This window comes from Stenotrophomonas sp. YJH_SMC_53 (assembly GCF_059369995.1).
This window is the reverse complement of sequence record NZ_JCAFTF010000013.1, coordinates 44,033-60,625: the sequence shown is the minus strand read 5'-3', so window position 1 is coordinate 60,625 and position 16,593 is coordinate 44,033. Positions and strand designations below refer to the sequence as shown.

Annotated in this window: 12 protein-coding genes; 2 read left to right on the top strand and 10 right to left on the bottom strand. The window is 66.7% G+C overall.

The window, feature by feature from the left end; genetic code table 11:
* Positions 1 to 6 precede the first annotated feature (6 nt).
* On the top strand, positions 7 to 567 hold the full coding sequence (locus AC5P7X_RS17710; protein ID WP_065179558.1) for a queuosine precursor transporter: 561 nt from the start codon (positions 7 to 9) through the stop codon (positions 565 to 567).
* A 142-nt stretch (positions 568 to 709) separates the two neighbouring features.
* On the opposite strand, the gene glnE is transcribed toward AC5P7X_RS17710, so the two are convergent.
* Complete coding sequence (glnE, locus tag AC5P7X_RS17705) at positions 710 to 3,505, bottom strand: bifunctional [glutamate--ammonia ligase]-adenylyl-L-tyrosine phosphorylase/[glutamate--ammonia-ligase] adenylyltransferase (RefSeq protein ID WP_495215219.1); 2,796 nt, start codon at positions 3,503 to 3,505, stop codon at positions 710 to 712.
* Between the two features lie 384 nt (positions 3,506 to 3,889).
* Between glnE and scpC the strand changes: the two genes are divergently transcribed.
* Complete coding sequence (gene scpC, locus AC5P7X_RS17700; RefSeq protein ID WP_005407828.1) at positions 3,890 to 5,404, top strand: succinyl-CoA:acetate CoA-transferase ScpC; 1,515 nt, start codon at positions 3,890 to 3,892, stop codon at positions 5,402 to 5,404.
* Positions 5,405 to 5,540: 136 nt separating this feature from the next.
* On the opposite strand, the gene hglS is transcribed toward scpC, so the two are convergent.
* From hglS to AC5P7X_RS17655, 9 genes are all read right to left on the bottom strand, one after another.
* Positions 5,541 to 6,902: a 2-oxoadipate dioxygenase/decarboxylase HglS gene (gene hglS / locus AC5P7X_RS17695; RefSeq protein ID WP_053499040.1), complete on the bottom strand. Its 1,362-nt coding sequence runs from the start codon at positions 6,900 to 6,902 to the stop codon at positions 5,541 to 5,543.
* A gap of 160 nt (positions 6,903 to 7,062) precedes the next feature.
* Complete coding sequence (locus AC5P7X_RS17690; protein WP_005415036.1) at positions 7,063 to 7,551, bottom strand: hypothetical protein; 489 nt, start codon at positions 7,549 to 7,551, stop codon at positions 7,063 to 7,065.
* Positions 7,552 to 7,582: 31 nt separating this feature from the next.
* Complete coding sequence (locus tag AC5P7X_RS17685) at positions 7,583 to 8,332, bottom strand: HAD family hydrolase (RefSeq protein ID WP_053499038.1); 750 nt, start codon at positions 8,330 to 8,332, stop codon at positions 7,583 to 7,585.
* Between the two features lie 84 nt (positions 8,333 to 8,416).
* Positions 8,417 to 8,833: an EF-hand domain-containing protein gene (locus AC5P7X_RS17680; RefSeq protein WP_005407824.1), complete on the bottom strand. Its 417-nt coding sequence runs from the start codon at positions 8,831 to 8,833 to the stop codon at positions 8,417 to 8,419.
* 232 nt (positions 8,834 to 9,065) lie between these two features.
* The gene (locus AC5P7X_RS17675; protein WP_065186625.1) at positions 9,066 to 9,437 is read right to left on the bottom strand and encodes a hypothetical protein; all 372 of its coding nucleotides are present in this window, start codon (positions 9,435 to 9,437) and stop codon (positions 9,066 to 9,068) included.
* 227 nt (positions 9,438 to 9,664) lie between these two features.
* Positions 9,665 to 10,378 carry a M15 family metallopeptidase gene (locus AC5P7X_RS17670; RefSeq protein WP_495215218.1) on the bottom strand — a complete coding sequence of 238 codons (714 nt, stop codon included), beginning with the start codon at positions 10,376 to 10,378 and terminating at the stop codon, positions 9,665 to 9,667.
* A complete protein-coding gene (locus AC5P7X_RS17665) occupies positions 10,311 to 11,864 on the bottom strand; it encodes a serine hydrolase domain-containing protein (RefSeq protein ID WP_495215217.1) in 1,554 nt (517 codons plus the stop codon). The genes AC5P7X_RS17670 and AC5P7X_RS17665 overlap by 68 nt, the downstream gene beginning before the upstream one ends.
* A gap of 55 nt (positions 11,865 to 11,919) precedes the next feature.
* The gene (locus tag AC5P7X_RS17660; protein WP_053499030.1) at positions 11,920 to 14,943 is read right to left on the bottom strand and encodes a TonB-dependent receptor; all 3,024 of its coding nucleotides are present in this window, start codon (positions 14,941 to 14,943) and stop codon (positions 11,920 to 11,922) included.
* Between the two features lie 51 nt (positions 14,944 to 14,994).
* Positions 14,995 to 16,467 (bottom strand): transglutaminase-like domain-containing protein, encoded by a 1,473-nt coding sequence (locus AC5P7X_RS17655; RefSeq protein ID WP_495215216.1) that lies wholly within the window; start codon positions 16,465 to 16,467, stop codon positions 14,995 to 14,997.
* Between the last annotated feature and the right edge of the window lie 126 nt (positions 16,468 to 16,593).

The window sequence follows — 16,593 nt, the reverse complement described above, 5'->3', positions numbered from 1 at the left end:
CTCGCCATGTCCGTGCGTCCTGCCCCTGTGTTTGCCCCGCTGACCGCCCGCGCTCTGGTGCTGGCGGTATTGGCGATGGGCGCGGTGGTGCTGCTGTCCAACGTGCTGGTGCAGTACCCGATCAATGACTGGCTGACCTGGGGCGCCTTCAGCTATCCGGTCGCGTTCCTGGTCAGCAACCTGATCAACCGCCGCTTCGGCCCGGGCCCGGCGCGCCGCGTGGCGTGGATCGGCTTCGCGGTGGCGGTGCTGTTGTCGATCTGGGTGGCCACCCCGCGCATCGCCGTTGCCTCGTGCTCGGCCTTCATCGTGGCGCAGTTGCTGGACATCACCGTGTTCGACCGCCTGCGCCGCGGCAGCTGGTGGCGCGCACCGATGGTGGCCACGACCTGCAGCGCGACGGTGGATACCACCATTTTCTGGTCGATCGCATTTGCCGGTTCCACCCTGCCGTGGGTGAGCTGGGCCGCCGGCGACCTGGCAGTGAAGCTGGCGATCGGCGTCTGCCTGCTGGCCCCGTTCCGCGCGCTGCTGTGGAAGATGGCGCCGCTGCGCGCCGCCAGCTGAACGCACATGCTCTGGTAGGTGCCGACCGTTGGTCGGCACGCTCCATCAGAGTTCATCACCGCTGACAGAGTGTGCCGACCAACGGTCGGCACCTACCAACAGCGGATCATCCCCGGGCAATTGCTCTGATGGGTGCACCCACTCACCCGAACGGCAGCTCCGCCGCTCTGCACGCCGAAGTGATCGCCGCACACGCGTCTTCAATCGCGGGCGTGGTCGGTGCCAGTCGCGGGCGACGGTCCAGCGTGCAGGCCAGGCCCACGTCGAGCAGCGTGGCATGCGCGCCATGCAGTGCTTGCGCAGTGTCTTCCGGCAGGAAACCGGCAACCGCCAGCGCATCGATCAGCGACGGCGTGTCGCGTGGCTGCAGCAACGCCGCATGCTGCGCACTACGCGCCAGCACGCCGGTCTGCAGCAGGAACTCCAGATCCACCACGCCACCGGCCCCCTGTTTCAGGTCCAGCCGCGCGGCATCGCTGCGGTCCAGTTCAGTGCGCATGCGGCCGCGCATCTTCAGCACATCGGCATACAGCGTGGCCGGATCGCGCTCACGACCCAGTGTCTGTGCACGCACCTGTTCGAAATCGGCCAGCAGACTGGCATCACCGGCCACACCGCGTGCGCGCACCAGGGCCTGGTGTTCCCAGGTCCACGCGCGTTCGCGCTGGTATTCGGTGTAGCTGGCCAACGAAGACACCAGTGAACCCTTGCCACCGTCCGGGCGCAGGCGCACGTCGATGTCGTACAGGCGCCCGGCGGCGGTGACCGCACCAAGCAGCGCCATCACCTTCTGTGCCAGCCGTGCATACCAGCGCCCCGGTTCCAGCGGACGTGCGCCATCGCTGGCCTCCACGCCAGCCGGGTTGTCGTGCAGGAACACCAGGTCCAGGTCGGAACCGAAGCCCAGCTCAAGCCCGCCGAGGCTGCCGTAGCCGATGATCGCGAAACGTCCACCGGGAATCCCGCCGTGCGCGGCGCGCATGTCCGCCTCGGCCATCGCCAGCACGGTGGTGACCACCGCCTGCGCCAGCTCGGCCAGTTGCCGCGTGCTGTCCACCGCACCCTGGCGGCCATCCAGCGTGGCCATCGCCATGCGGAAGCTGAGCGCCAGCCGCGTCTCGTTGAGCCAGCGCAGTGCGGATTCGGGATCTTCCACCGCCAGCACCTGCTGGCACTCGGCCAGCATGCCGGCCGCATCGGGCATCGGCCCGGACACGCGCACGTCCAGCAGTTCGTCCAGCAGCAGCGGGTACGCGGCCAGCCGCTCGGCCAGCAGCGCGCTGCGCGCCAGCACATCGACCAGACGCGCCAACGCGCTCGGTTGTTCGTCCAGCAGCGCGAGATAGCTGGTCCGGCGCAGCACGGCCTGCAACAGGCCGAGCACACGCTTGAGCGCGGCGTCGGGTTGCGGCGAACGCGTGGCCGCATGCAGCAACGCGGGCAGTACGCGATCCAGCCGCGCACGCGCCGCATCGGATAATGACTTCACGCCGGTGCCCTGCGCGAAGTCACGCAATGACTGGTCGGCGCCATTGGCATCGAGGAAACCGGCTTCGGCCAGCAACGGCGCGTTGCTGCCCTCGGGCAGGCTACGCCAGTAATTGGCCAGCGCGTCGGGCGCGGCCTGGCCCTTGCGCGGTGCCAGCAGCGCGGCGAATTCGGTGCTGACCCGCTGCTGCTGTTCGGCCAGCGCCGCGCGCAGCACGTCCCAGTCCGGGTAGCCGAGGCCGACGGCGATGCGCTCGCGGTCCAGTGCATCGCTGGGCAGCACGTGGGTCTGCGCATCGCGCAGCATCTGCAGGCGGTTCTCCAGGCGGCGCAGGAACAGGTAGGCCTCGCGCAGCGCACTGCCGTCCTCGGGCGCGATCTGCCCCGCAGCCACCAGCGCGTCCAGCGCCACCAGCAGGCGGCGCTCGCGCAGCGCAGGTTCGCGGCCACCGCGGATCAGCTGCAGCGCCTGGCACAGGAACTCGATCTCGCGGATGCCACCGGCGCCGCGCTTGATGTCTTCGTGCAGCTCGCGGCGCGCGACTTCGGCGGTGATCGCCGCCTTCATCTCGCGCAGGCCATCGAGCGCAGTGAAATCCAGGTAGCGGCGGTACACGAACGGGCGCAGGGTCTGCAGCCACGCTTCACCGGCCTCGATATCACCGGCGACCGCGCGCGCCTTCAGCCACGCATAGCGCTCCCAGTCGCGGCCTTCGCGCTGGAAGTACTGGTCCATCGCCGCGAACGACAGCGCGACGCGGCCGGCGCTGCCGAACGGGCGCAGGCGCAGGTCGACGCGGTGGCTGAAGCCATCGACGGTGGTTTCGTCCAGCAGCTTGGCCAGGCGCTGGCCAAGGCGGGCGAAATACTCTTCGGCGGCCAGCGCGCGCGGGCCGTCGGATTCGCCGCCGTGCGGATAGGCGTAGACCAGGTCGATATCGGAACTGAAGTTGAGCTCGCCGCCGCCAAGCTTGCCGAGGCCGAACACCACCAGCTGCTGCGCGGCGCCTTCGCCATCGCGGACCACACCGTGGCGCTGGGCGAATTCCTGCTGCAGCGCGTCCAGCGCCAGCCGCAGGCAGTCCTCGGCCAGGGTGGTGGCGCCGGCCAGGGTCTGTGCCACGTCGTCCAGGCCGGTCAGGTCGCGCCAGATCAGCCGCGTCGACATGGCAGTACGCCAGCGCCGGATCTGCGCCGGCCAGTCGCTGGGCTGCAGCGGATCGAGCACCGGTGGCGGGATCGGCGGGCAGCCGGGGGTAGCCAGCTGCGCCAGCAGCGCCGGTTGCCGCACCAGGGTGTCCAGCGCGAAGTCGCTGGCCACCGCCAGTCGGGTCAGCAGCGGCAGCAGTTCGGCAGGAACGGGCTCGGGCAGGACCTGGGCCAGGCGCGCCAGGGCGCGGTCGACAAGGGGCTGCAGCAGGGCGGGCAGGTCAGCGGGGGCAAGAGTCATGGACGGATTGTATCGACCCGGTCGGGACGCGACGGACCCGGTAGTGCCGGCCGCTGGCCGGCAGATCCGCTGATCACACCGAAGGTTGCCGCGGTTGCCGGCCAGCGGCCGGCACTACCGATAATGGAGGCCGCGCATTCATACTGGGCGACAGGCAATAAAAAAGCCCGCTTGCAGCGAACTGCCAGCGGGCTCTGCTCCCTCCCCCACGTCGGGATGCAGGGCCATCGTGCGGGCTGCGAAAGCACTTTGCACGCTGCACTGCAAAACAGAACCGGTGGGTATGGGTGAGCCCCTGGGGGAAAAGCCATTCCACGAAGGTAGAACCCCCCGTACGGATGAGGATGGCCGATAATCGGGATTCCCCCCAGAAACACTGTCGTCATGTCTGTTGATCGCATCGCCAACGCGCGTCTCCGTGACCGCGTGGTCTCCGCCGAGGCCGCAGCCGCGCTGATCCAGCCCGGTGAAACCGTGGCCATGAGCGGCTTTACCGGCTCCGGGTATCCCAAGGCCGTTCCCGTCGAACTGGCCCGCCGCATCGAAGCGGTGCATGCCCAGGGCAATCCCTTCCAGATCAAGCTGATGACCGGCGCCTCGACCGCGCCGGAACTCGATGGCGCGCTGGCCAAGGCCGATGGCATCGCCATGCGCATGCCGTTCCAGAGCGACCCGGATGCGCGCAACCGCATCAACGAGGGCAAGCTGGATTACATCGACATCCACCTCAGCCACGTTGCCCAGCACGTGTGGTTCGGCTTCTACGGCGAGATCGACACCGCGGTGATCGAGGTCTCGGCCATCCGCGAAGATGGCTCGCTGGTGCCCTCCACCTCGGTCGGCAACAACAAGACCTGGCTGGACCTGGCGAAGAAAGTGATCGTCGAGGTCAACGAATGGCAGCCGGCCGGCGTCGACGGCATGCATGACATCTACTACGGCACCGCGCTGCCGCCGCACCGCAAGCCGATTCCGCTGGTGAACGCCAACGACCGCATCGGCGATACCGCGCTGCGCTGCGACCCGGACAAGATCGTGGCCGTGGTGCGTACCAACGGGCCGGACCGCAACAGCCCGTTCAGCCCGATCGATGCGACCAGCGAACAGATCGCCTCGCACCTGATCGAATTCCTCAAGCACGAGGTGAAGAAGGGCCGCCTGCCGCCGAACCTGCTGCCGTTGCAGTCGGGCGTGGGCAACATCCCCAACGCGGTGCTGGCTGGCCTGGCCAAGAGCGGTTTCCGCGACCTGGCCGCGTTCACCGAAGTGATCCAGGACGGCATGCTCGACCTGCTGCGCGACGGCGTGCTGAGCTACGCCTCGTGCACCGGCTTCGCGCTGAGCCCGCAGGCGAATGAGACGTTCAAGGAGAACATCGATTTCTACCGCGAGCGCATCATCATGCGCACGCAGGAAATCTCCAACCACCCGGAACTGGTGCGCCGCCTGGGCTGCATCGGCATGAACGGCATGATCGAGGTGGACATCTACGGCAACGTCAATTCGACGCACGTGATGGGCACGCGGATCATGAACGGCATCGGCGGTTCCGGTGACTTTGCCCGCAACGGTTTCCTGTCGGCGTTCCTGAGCCCGTCCACCGCCAAGAACGGCACCATCTCGGCGATCGTGCCGATGGCCAGCCATGTCGACCACACCGAGCACGATGTGTCGGTGATCGTCACCGAACAGGGCCTGGCCGATCTGCGCGGCCTGACCCCGCGCAAGCGCGCGCAGGTGCTGATCGACAACTGCGCGCACCCGGACTTCCGCCCGCAGCTGCAGGATTACTTCGACCGTGCCAGCCGTGAGAGCTACGGCAAGCACACCCCGCACCTGCTGCCGGAAGCGTTGTCGTGGCACCAGCGCTGGCTGGATACCGGAACGATGAAGGGCTGAGGCCCGCTACGGACCTCGGGTAGAGCCGGCCGCTGGCCGGCTTCCCCAACAGCCGGCCAGCGGCCGGCTCTACAAAGGGGCCGCTCCGCAGAATCCCTGTAGAGCCGAGCCCACGCTCGGCTCCACGGCAAGCGGTTTACCCGCGCAGCGCCGCCAGCGATTCGGCCTGCAGCCGCTCGTAGATCTCGAACTCGTCGTTCACCGCCACGCCCAAGGCCTGCTCGAAGGCTTCGCGGTTGGCATGCGCGGCATAGGCGCGCTGTTCTTCGCCGCCCAGGTTCGACTGGAAGATGCCCGCGGCACTGACCGGCAGGAAATCCTCGTAGACGATCGGGTCAGCCGTGGCCAGGCCGGCGGCCACCAGCACTTCAGCGGGCAGATCGGCCACGCGCTCCGGCGCGGCGCGGCCAGCGTCGGTCAGCTGGTAGCGGTAATACCCCAGGCCTTCCTGGCGCAGGGTGTCATGGTCATCCGGGAAGCTGGCGAACACCGCCTGCAGGCGCTGGCCGTAGTCGCCGCCGGTGCTGCCTTCACCACCGGCGTCGCGGGCCTGCGACAACAGCTGGTCGTACAGCGCGCGGCCCTTCGGGGTCAGCGCCAGGCCGCGTTGTTCGATCTCGCCGAAGCGCGCGGTATGGGTGCCGGCATCGCCACCTTCGGCATCCGGGAAATGCACGGCTTCTTCCAGCGCCTTGAAGCTGGTCTGGCGCAGCAGGATCGGGCAGGCACGGCGCGGCGGGCCTTCGATCACGGCCTTGGCCGCCATGCCATGCTCGATCATTGCCGCCTGTGCAGCGTCGATGTCCAGCGTGCGCGGGGTCAGGTGGTTGATGTGTGGGCCGCGGAAACTGACCACGTCAGCCACCAGGCGGTGCGCGTTGTGCAGTGCGTGGTAGGTCGGCAGATCGACCGTGGCATCGCCGTGCCAGCGGAAGGTTTCCAGCGCCTGCTGGACGAAGCGCTCGGCATCGGCCTGCGACAGGCCACCGTCGCGCTCGGCCTGGTCGATCAGCGCCAGCGCGCCGTCGGTGAAGATGCGACGGCGCGCCAGGATCTTCGCCGACTCGGCACGCAGGGCTTCGTCTTCGATCAGCTCCAGGCGCAGCAGCGAGGTGAACACGCGGAACGGATTCTGCGCCAGCGCCGCGCCGGTCAGCGGGCGGAACGCGGTGGAGTGCACCGGCACGCCGGCCACCGACAGGTCGTAGTAGCCGACCGGGTACATGCCCATCACCGCGAACAGGCGGCGCAGCGTCGCCAGTTCCTGCACGGTACCGACGCGGATCGCGCCATGACGCTCTTCATCCAGCCGCGCACGCTCGTCGTTGCGCTGCAGCTGCGCGGCCAGCGCCGGGTCCTGGGCAAGCACCTGCGCGTTGATCCGCTCCACCAGTTCCACCAGCGTGCCGTACAGCGGCACTTCGGTGCGGTACATGCGGGACATGGCCTGCGCGAACAGGCGGCGGATCACATCAGGCGAAACGAAAGAGGCGCTCATCAGTCACTCGATTACGGGAACGGGGAACAGCTCGGACCCGTATTGTCGCCGGAGCGCCCGGCGGCGGCGATACGCAGAGCAACATGACCGGGTAGTGCCGGCCGCTGGCCGGCAACCCCGGATGCCTGGAAAGGCTGCAATTGCCGGCCAGCGGCCGACCCTACCGCTTCAACTGGCGCTTCAGCGCGGCATCCAGAGTGATCGGCCGGTCCCAGTGCTGGTAGCTGGCCACGATGGCATGGCGCACAGCCCGGTAGTGCAGATTGTCCGGCTTGGTGGGCATGCGCTTGACCACCGCCTCCCAGCCGCCCTCCGGGTCCTGGCTGAAGGCACGCACGCTGTCGCGGCAGGTCTGGCCACTGGCCTTGGCCCAGAAGCAGGCGAAATAGATGTCTCCGGCCTGCCAGCCGTGGGTGGTGAACAGCGCGCTGATGTAGCCGCGCGGCACGTCGGCATAGCGCGACACTTCGTCGAGGAAGGCGTCGGGGTAGCGTTCGGCGTAATGGTTGATGTCCTGCAGCTGGGCATCGACCCAGCTGTCGCCGGTGTCCACGTCGTAGGCGCTTGAGCGCTCGGCGGTCTGCTGGGCCAGCACGGTGGCCGGCGCCAGCAACAGGAACAACATCAGCGCGCGCAGTCGGTGGTTCATGCCCCGATTCTGCCGCAGCCGACGGGCCCTGTCAGGCCGCAGCGGCCTTTGCCTCGATCGCCGCCAGTGCGGCCGGCCAGTCGTGGGCGGTATCGGCGGTGACCATGCGCGGCTCGTCGTCGGCCACGCCATGCTGGGTCTCGTGCGCCCAGGTCACTGCGTACGGGGTATGCACGCCCCAGCCACCCAGGGTCACCACCGGCTCGATGTCCGAGCGCAGCGAGTTGCCGACCATCACGAAGCGCTGCATCGGCAGGTCGAATTCAGCCAGCACGCGGGCGTAGGTCTCCGGGTCCTTCTCGGAAACGATCTCGATGCGCGGGAACAGCTCGCCCAGGTTGGCGACCTTGATCTTCGCTTCCTGGTGGAACAGGTCGCCCTTGGTGATCAGCACCACCGGGTAGTGCTCGGCGATGGCCGCCACCGCTTCGCGTACACCATCGATCAGCTCGACCGGGTGGCGCAGGGTGTCGTGGCCGATCTCCAGGATGCGCTGGATGTCCTTGGCCTCGATGCGCTGGCCGGTGATGTCGATGGCCGCTTCGATCATCGACAGGGTCATGCTCTTGACGCCGTAGCCGAAGGTGCCCAGGTGGCGCTGCTGCACTTCCAGCAGGTGGCGGGCGGTCTGGGTGTCATGCACGTCGACATAGCGCGACAGCAGGTCAAGGTAATCCTGCTCGGCCTTGCGGTAGTAGTCCTCGCTCTTCCACAGCGTATCGTCACCGTCAAAACCGACCAGGCCGATGGCGCGCGACGGCGCAGGCGTGGGGGTGTTCATCGCGCAAGGATACAGGGGCCATGGTGACGAAAAAAACCCGGGCGGCCGAAGCCGCCCGGGTTCCCATACGCCCCGACGCAGGACTTACCTGCCCTGTGCACCCTGCGCTGCGCCACCGGCGCCGGCCTGCTGGGCGGCCACGTAGGCCTTGTACTCATCGGCGCTCAGCTCGCCGTCCTTGTTGGTATCGGCCTGGTCGAAGACCTGGGCAAGGCCGGCGTTCACCTGCGCCTCGGTCTTGCTGATGGTGCCGTTGCCATCGGTATCGATGCTGGCCCAGGTCTGGCCACCGCCATTGGCCTGTGCCGATGCCGCTGCGGCCGCATTGGTCGCCTGGTCGGCGGCCTGGCCGGCCTGTGCAGCCGCCTGCTGGGCCTGAGCGGCCTCGTTCTGCGCGTGCGCGGCCTGCTGCTTGGCCGACTGGGCCATCGCCGGGATGGCCAGCACGCTGCCAGCGGCGACGATCAGGGCGATCAGGGGCTTGCGGTTGCGAATAGTCATCAGGGGTGTCTCCTACCGATTGGGTGGTGTTGCGCGGCGTGTTGAATCCGCACGGCACCTACCCTGCCACCGCGTTTCTGAATCGATTTTGCGCCGCGACCGGCCCGCACACATGCGATTAACCACTCGCCTCCACGCATGCTTTAGCGCGGTGGTTAGGGTGAAGTGAGTGGCTCATAAGATGCGCATTCAGCGCCTCTGCATTTAACCGGCAGGCAACGAAAAACCTGCGTCAGTCGACGGTTTTTTCCGATGACCGCGAACTGAACAACACCCATGCAAGAGCAACACCGGCGAGCGCACCGGCGATTTCCAGCACCACACGGCTGCCAAGTTCGTTCGGATCGTGGATGGTGGCCAGGAAGATGCGCGCGTACAGCGGCGATTCCAGCCGCACGATGCCCATGTAGAAAAGCTTCCACGCATCGATGCCGGCGGCGATGATCACGGCGATGACGCAGGACCAGCCGATCGCGTGCCCCATCGACCACCGCAGCAGGCGGCACAGCTGCGACCACAGGAAGTACACCAGCAGCCCAACCAGCATGGCGATGGCGCCGGCTTCCAGGGTACCGAGCAGGCCGAAGTGCAGAGGAAGGTTCATCGGATGGGCAACGGTGGGATGGCGGCCAGTGTAAGGGATCTGCTTCGGACCCAATCCGCTGGCCCCGGTAGATCCACGCCATGCGTGGATGAATCTCCATCGAGATCGAATATCTCCGGGGTTGAACGGAGAGCATCCACGCATGGCGTGGATCTACCGTGTCGACCAAGGTCGACAGCTACCAAGAGCAGCGGGAAATTGTCGAGGGCGCCCCCTGCCAACAAACGCTAAAGCACTGGGACGTCGTACGCGGAGCCGGGATCCGGTTCCGGCTGGAACGTGTAGTGCCACCACTCCTGCGGATAGTTCACGAAACCACGCCGTGCCATTGCCTGCACCAGTTGCCGCCGGTTCGCCTGCTGCGTCTTACTCAGCCCGCTCGTCTGCGTATGCGCACGTGGCCCGAAGAAGTCGAAGTCAGTGCCCATGTCCAACGGCGCACATGCACCGCTTCGGCAATCCAGCAGGCCCAGATCCACCGTGGCACCGCGGCTGTGGCCGGAGCGTTCGGCGATGTAGCCATCGGCCAGCAGGCGCGGCTTGTCCAGGTCCGGATACTGCTGTGCCTTGCGCGAGAGCTCGCGCGGATCGTTCACCCAGGCCACGAAGGCCTGCACCGAACGCACCGGCCGGTAGCAGTCGTAGAGGCGCAGGCCGAAGCCATCGGCGCGCAGGTCCTGTTCCACCTCGGCCAGCGCCTTCGCCACCGGCGCCAGCAGGTAGCACGAAGGCGCCTCGTAGCCGGGCACGCGCGCGCCGGTGAAGTTGTTGGCGCCCGCATAGCGGATGTCCAGGTCGATGCGCGGCGACAACGTACGGATCTCCACCAGCCCGGCGCTGGCCGCGTTGGTGGCCGGTGAAACGCGCGGTGGCTCAGCGGCGCTGGTGGTCGCTGCCAGGGCAATCGCCAGTACGAGTGAAATGCAGGTCCTGGAAGTCATAGCTGAAGTCGATGTCCGGATCGATGGCGCGCAGGTCCAGTGTCGGTGCCAGGCCTTCACCCGGCTGCAGCCACGCCTGCGCGTCTTCGCCCAGCGTATCCCAGCGCAGCAGCCAGCGCCCCTGCAGCTGCAGCACAGCCCCTTCCAGCCGGGGCGACTTGTCCACGCTGAAGCGCAGGCCGTCCTTGCCCGGGCACAGCGAGGACGGCCCCAGCCACGGATCGGTGTAGCGGCCCTGCCAGCGCGGCAGATCGGCGTCCGATGTCGGCCGTGCCTCCGACGTCGCCGGCCGCTGATGGCCGCCTGCCGCTCGCATGGCCTGGTCAGCCTTCAGTTCGGCCAGGTACGCCAGCGCCGGACGCGCCTCATCGGGGGCGGTGAAGCGCTTCAGTGCGGTCTGCATCAATGCGATGCGCGCATCCTCGCCTTCACCGTTGATCAGCATTACCACACCCACCTTGCGCTCAGGCAGCAGCGCCAGCGACGAGTACATGCCCGACAGTGTGCCGGTGTGCGCCACCTTCCACTGCCCATCCATGTCCGACACGCGCCAGCCATAGCCGTAGCCGTAGAAATGCGCGTTGTCCCAACGCCGCTGGCGTTCACCCAGCGGCATCGGCATGTGCAGGGTCCACAGCGTACGGCGCTGCTCAGCATCCAACCAGCCAGGTGCCAGGCCGGGATCGAGCAGCACCTGCATCCAGCGCGTCATGTCGCGCAGCGAACAACGGATGCCGCCGGCGGCCATCGACGGCAGGTCCGGGCTGATCGCACCATCGGCGTTCACCACCGTATTGTGGTCGCCACGCCAGGCATGTGGCTGCGCCACGTTGCCGACCCGCTTCACCGACCACGTCCCCACTTGGCAGCGGGTCATGCCCAGCGGCTCGAACACCTGCTCGCGCATCAACTGGTCATACGGTTTGCCACCCGTCGCAGCGGCCAGTTCGCCGGCCACCACGTACATCAGGTTGTCGTAGGCGTAGCGGCTGCGGAAACTGCTGACCGGCTTCAGGTGCGCCAGCCCCGCGATGATGTCGGCACGGGTGAACGCGTTCGGCTCCGGCCACAGCATCAGGTCACCGGCGCCCAGGCCCAGGCCGCTGTTGTGGATCAGCAGGTCGCGCACCTGCATCTGCTCGCCCACCCACGCATCGTGCATGCGGAAGCCCGGTAGATGCCGCCGCACCGGATCCTCCCAGCGCAGCTTGCCCTGCTGCACCAGCCGCGCCAGCAGCGCGGCGGTCATCGCCTTGCTGTTGGAGGCGATCTTGAACAGCGTGTCCTGGTCGATGCGGCCGCCGTCGCCGCGCGCGCCCTCGGCATGCTGGTACACCACACGCCCCTGCTCGACCACCGCCATGGCCAGCCCGGGCAGGTGCTCGTGCTGGACCACGGCGGCGACGTCGGCATCGAGGGAGGCGATGTCGGTCGCCGAAGCGGACGGTGCGGCCAGTGCCGCCGCGACGATCAGCAGGTGGTACATGCGCGCAGCCCCTCCATTGCCCGCGCCGTCACGGTGGACGGCGCGGATCGTGGCCTCAGAAGTTCCAGGTCACCACCAGCTGGGTGTAGCGCGGGGCCTGCCAGCGCGTCCCGGTGGCGAACGTCGCCTCGCGGTACTGGCCGGGCTGCGCTTCATAGCGCTGGTGCACGTTGATGGTCTTCTGGTTGTTGAACAGGTTGTACACCGACAGCCGTGCACTGAGGTCGATGCCCTCCACCGGCAAACGCCAGGTCACATTGGCGCCCATGGTCCAGGTCCACGGCAGGCGACCGAACGCACCGCGTGGGCTGTACTCGAACTGCCGCTGGTTGTACGGACCGGAACAGTTGGCCACGCACAGCCAGCCGGTGCCACCACCGCTACCTTCGCTGGAGGTACTACCACCGGCGATGGAATCGTTTGGCCACATCACGCCGTAGGCCGTGATGGGACCACCGGACTGCACCTGCAGCGTGGTTCCGAACGACCATTGCTTGTTCAGCGCGTAAGCGGCACGCAGCTTGAACTGGTGGCGGAAGTCGTTGAACAGCACGCCATAGCGCTCGTTGGTGGCCGGATGGTCCCAGAACTGAACCATGCCCGTGTCGCCGTAGTTGGTATCGGAATTCACAGGGCCTTCGAAATTGCCCTCGCTTTTCGACCACAGGTAGGACGCGTTGAACATCCACTTCTCGTCCCATGCACGGTCGATCTGGAACTCCAGTGCCTTGTAGGTGCGCTTGGGCTTGGAGTAACCGATCACCTCACCGCTGCCACCCTTGCGATAACCGCTGTTGGCGGTATCGATGGTGATCCAGCCCTCGTTGGCGCAGCCGATGCTCTTATCACCCCAGATCGTCAGGCTCTCGCCCGGGTTGGCGATCGGCCACAGCGTGCTCGGGGTCGGGCCGCACGGGGTGTAATTGATACGGATGTCGTCCAGCGCACGGGTCATCCGTCGATAGGTGGCGTTGACGCCCCACGACCATGCCTGGTTGATCATGTTCTGGAAGCCCAGGATGTACTCGTCCTGGTAGACCGCCTTGAGGTCGCGATCCACACTCTGGCGCAGGTCGGCACCGCCGGTGTTCATGCGGGTGTCGGTCGGGCCGATCTGCTGGCCGACGATCGGTGCCATGTACGGTGAGCCTGTCGGCGAGGTTTTCCGCTCCCAGCCGTTGAGCACGTAGTAGCTGTATTCGTCAGTGAGGCCACCGGCGAAGTTCACGTTGATGTTGTTGGTAACCGGAAGGTAGTACCGGCCGGCGTTGCCGAACAGCTTGGTGCTGCCATCACCACGCATGTCCCACGAGAAGCCGACGCGGGGTGCGATCAGGTCATCCATCTTGATGAACGCCTTGCCGGCGGCGGTGCGGTTTTCGAAACGGTCCCAGCGCACGCCGAGGTTGAGCATCAGGTTCGGCGTGATGTTCCAGATGTCCTCCACGTAGAAGGCATTGGCTTCAGTCTCGAACGTGCCGCCCGATTTGCGGTTTCGCGCACGCAGCATTTCGGTAACGCCAGCCGGTACGTAGGCATTGGCACCATCCCAGACTTCATCGCCGGGTCGCGCCACGTAGGCGGTGTAGCTCAGTTCGGTCGGGCCGGGGTAGCGGGTGGACTGCTTTGTGGTCATCAGCTCACGGTCGACACCGAAGCGCAGCAGGTGGTCACCCAGCTGCCATTCGAAGTCCAGTCGTGCCACGTCACGAGTATCGTCACGCTCGGCCACTGCCGTGCCCGTAGGGTGGCAGCCTGCGCGCAGGCCCTGCAGCTTGCCCAGGCGCGGGCCGTAGGTACTGTCGGTGAACACCGGGCTGCAGGCCTGATCCAGCGATGAATTGGTGAAGGCACGCTGGTTGTTCTGGCCGACCATGGCGCGCGCGGTGAAGTTCTGCCCGAAGTGGCCGGTATACGTTGCCGACCAGTTGCGTCCCCCCGTCTCGGTGACCGAATCACCGCCCCATGCACCGAGCTCGTCTGCGTTCCAGTTGTAGCCATAGGAGGCATTGGTGACGTCTCCCTCGTCGGAGAACGCCAGCAGCGCCAGGCTGTGGTTGTCGTTGATGTTCCAGTCCAGCTTGGTGCCCCAGAAGCCGTTGCCGGAATCATTCTTGAACCAAGTGCTGCCGTCGGACGAGGTGTTGTGTCCCTTGTCGTTGCGGTCTTCGTACATCGCGAACAGGAACAGCTTGTCCTTGACGATCGGCCCCGAGCCCCAGACGTTCGTCTTCAGGAACGAGTTGTTGTCGCGGCTGCCATAAGAATGCGGGGTTCCATCACGATGGAAGTGGTCGCCGCCACTGGCGCGCCACGCACTGGGCTCGGCGGTGACTTCGACGCCGCCCTCGAATTCGTTGCTGCCCGAACGGGTCACGGCATTGATCACGCCACCGGTGGAGCGGCCGAACTCGACCGAGTAGCCACCCGTCTTGACCTGGAATTCCTTGAAGAAAGCGAACGGCGCGGTGCTGAAGCCGCGACGGGTGTACATGTCGGTGACATTCAGGCCGTTGATGAAGACCGCATTCTCGGCCACCGATGAACCGGCGAACGACAGGCCGCCGAATGACGAGTTGCCGCCGACCACGCCCGGCGCCATCAGCGCGACCGCAGACAGGTCCTGCGCCACCGGCAACCGCGAGATTTCCTGACGGTTGATGTTGAACGATGTCTCGGTGGAGTAGACGTCCACGCGGTTGACCACTCGGGTGCCGACCACCTGCAGGGCATCAAGATTGGTGACGCCGCCGCCACTGGCCAGGTTGACCGTGGTGGTACCACCTACCGCCACACTGACAGCAACCTGATCGCCCAGCTTCTGGCCATCGCGGCTGAGCTGCAGCCGGTAGTCACCTACCGGCAGCTGGCCGAGGCGGTAGCTGCCGTCGGCGCCGACGGTAACGGTACGAGTCAGACCCGTACTGTTGCTGACCACGGTCACCTGGTCACCAGCGGTTGCACGGCCGGCAACTGCGCCGCTCACGTTCTGTGCCATCGCGATGCCGGGCAGCACTACGCCCAGACACGCCCCAAGGGCGACGCACAACGCCGCCCGCTTGATGCTGTAAGCCTTCATCCCCTGCTCTCTCCTGCAAGAATTGAATGGTGTGGAATGCGATGTGTCGCGCTAGCGTTGCCTGGCTGGCAGTACCCGCCACTGGAAGTCGTAGCTCCATTGGTCGAAGTACAGGTTGCCGCCTGCCCACTCGGCCTCGCCGCGCTGCGAGTCGACCGTTTCCGAGCGGAAGTGCTGCTTGGCCGGCACGAAGGGCTGGCCGAAATCGTCGTTGAAGGCGATGCGGTAGCCATCGAGGCCACCCAGATAGAAGTCACGGAGGGCCGGCACATCACTGGCCAGTGCGCCGGTGGTCACGTCCATCGGCAGCCAGCCATACGGCGCCAGGTAGACCTGCCCCCAATCATGCAGGTTGTTGTAGCCGCTGCCGTCGCCGGAGAACACCATGCCCGACTGCCAGCGTGCAGGAATACCGTTCAGGCGCAGCAGCGCGATCAGCAGCAGGGTCTGCTGCCCGCAGTCGGCATGGCCGGCCCGCAGCGCGTAATCGCTGATGTTGCTGATCGTGGAGTACTCGCGCGCACCGGCCCAGGGAATGCGGTCGACCGCAGCAAACAGCCTGCGCACCACTTCATACGGGCGCGTTTCACCCTGCAGCACCTGGTCGGAGAACAGCTTCAGCGCGGGAGTGAAGCGCACATGCGGCAGCTGCTCGGCCAGGTAGGGCTTCAGGGCCGGGTCGGCCGGGGTCGGTTGCACTACGGCCGGGTTGATCGCGGTATGCCGGGCGAAGATCGTGACCGCGTAGCGGATCTCGAAGCGGGTTGGCCGCCCGGCAACCGCTTTGGCTTCGAGGTAGGCGGTGCGCTGCTGGGTATGTGCCGGAGCCACCCGCGCCTTGCCCGGGGTGCTGCCCAGCCACTGCACCTGCTCCTGCTGGCCGGGGATCTCGCGGGGGTACGGAATCCACGCGCGGATCGTTTCACCGGCGGGCACCACATCGGCTTTCACCGTAAGCGACTGGGTGAATTCATAGCGCTGCGGCAATACCGACGCCTGGCCACTCTGTTCGGCCGCGGCAACCACGCCTGCATGGTGGGCGTTGAGCACTTCGTTGGGGCCCGGAGGCGGCACCGGTGCATCCGTGCGGCGGCGAGCGCGTGCTTCGTCGCTGAGCAGGAACAGGTTGGAGGGTGCGCGCTTGAAGTACCAACGCTCGCCATCGATATCGAAATGCTCGATCAGGCCGAGTTGGTCCCAGCGCGCAAATTCCTCGTCGGTCAGATCGGGAATGCCGCGCCGTACGGCGTCTTTGGCGGCGTTTTCGTCGAGGGCGAAATCCAGGCGGACGCGGCGCATGCGCTCGCGCTGGAACGGCTCGTCTGTGGCGGCGGGTGTAGTGGCCAGCAGCGCATCGGCGTCGTGGAAACGGCCGCTGTCGACCAGGTCGATCACCTGCACTCCTCGCGCGCGCTGCTGGCTGCTGCGCTCGCCTGCTGCGTGCGCGGTCGACACCCACAGCAGCAGCGCGGCACTCAGGCCGGCGGCGGCAGTCAGACGCGGTTTGCGAACGGCAGGATCCACAGCGACACTTCCCCAGCGCGGGTGGTAACGGCTGTGTAACACGGGCCGGGACGCTGGTCAATAATTTATTCTTGCTTTCGCGGCCAAAAGGAATAAATATTCCAACAGGCATTCGAGGAGGGTGTG

Bases quoted from the DNA above. Each gene is read 5' to 3' on its own strand.
- AC5P7X_RS17675 (WP_065186625.1), bottom strand. From the start codon at position 9,437: ATGAACCTTCCTCTGCACTTCGGCCTGCTCGGTACCCTGGAAGCCGGC.
- AC5P7X_RS17710 (WP_065179558.1), top strand. From the start codon at position 7: ATGTCCGTGCGTCCTGCCCCTGTGTTTGCCCCGCTGACCGCCCGCGCT.
- AC5P7X_RS17665 (WP_495215217.1), bottom strand. From the start codon at position 11,864: ATGTACCACCTGCTGATCGTCGCGGCGGCACTGGCCGCACCGTCCGCT.
- AC5P7X_RS17680 (WP_005407824.1), bottom strand. From the start codon at position 8,833: ATGACTATTCGCAACCGCAAGCCCCTGATCGCCCTGATCGTCGCCGCT.
- AC5P7X_RS17660 (WP_053499030.1), bottom strand. From the start codon at position 14,943: ATGAAGGCTTACAGCATCAAGCGGGCGGCGTTGTGCGTCGCCCTTGGG.
- glnE (WP_495215219.1), bottom strand. From the start codon at position 3,505: ATGACTCTTGCCCCCGCTGACCTGCCCGCCCTGCTGCAGCCCCTTGTC.
- scpC (WP_005407828.1), top strand. From the start codon at position 3,890: ATGTCTGTTGATCGCATCGCCAACGCGCGTCTCCGTGACCGCGTGGTC.
- hglS (WP_053499040.1), bottom strand. From the start codon at position 6,902: ATGAGCGCCTCTTTCGTTTCGCCTGATGTGATCCGCCGCCTGTTCGCG.
- AC5P7X_RS17670 (WP_495215218.1), bottom strand. From the start codon at position 10,378: ATGACTTCCAGGACCTGCATTTCACTCGTACTGGCGATTGCCCTGGCA.
- AC5P7X_RS17685 (WP_053499038.1), bottom strand. From the start codon at position 8,332: ATGAACACCCCCACGCCTGCGCCGTCGCGCGCCATCGGCCTGGTCGGT.
- AC5P7X_RS17690 (WP_005415036.1), bottom strand. From the start codon at position 7,551: ATGAACCACCGACTGCGCGCGCTGATGTTGTTCCTGTTGCTGGCGCCG.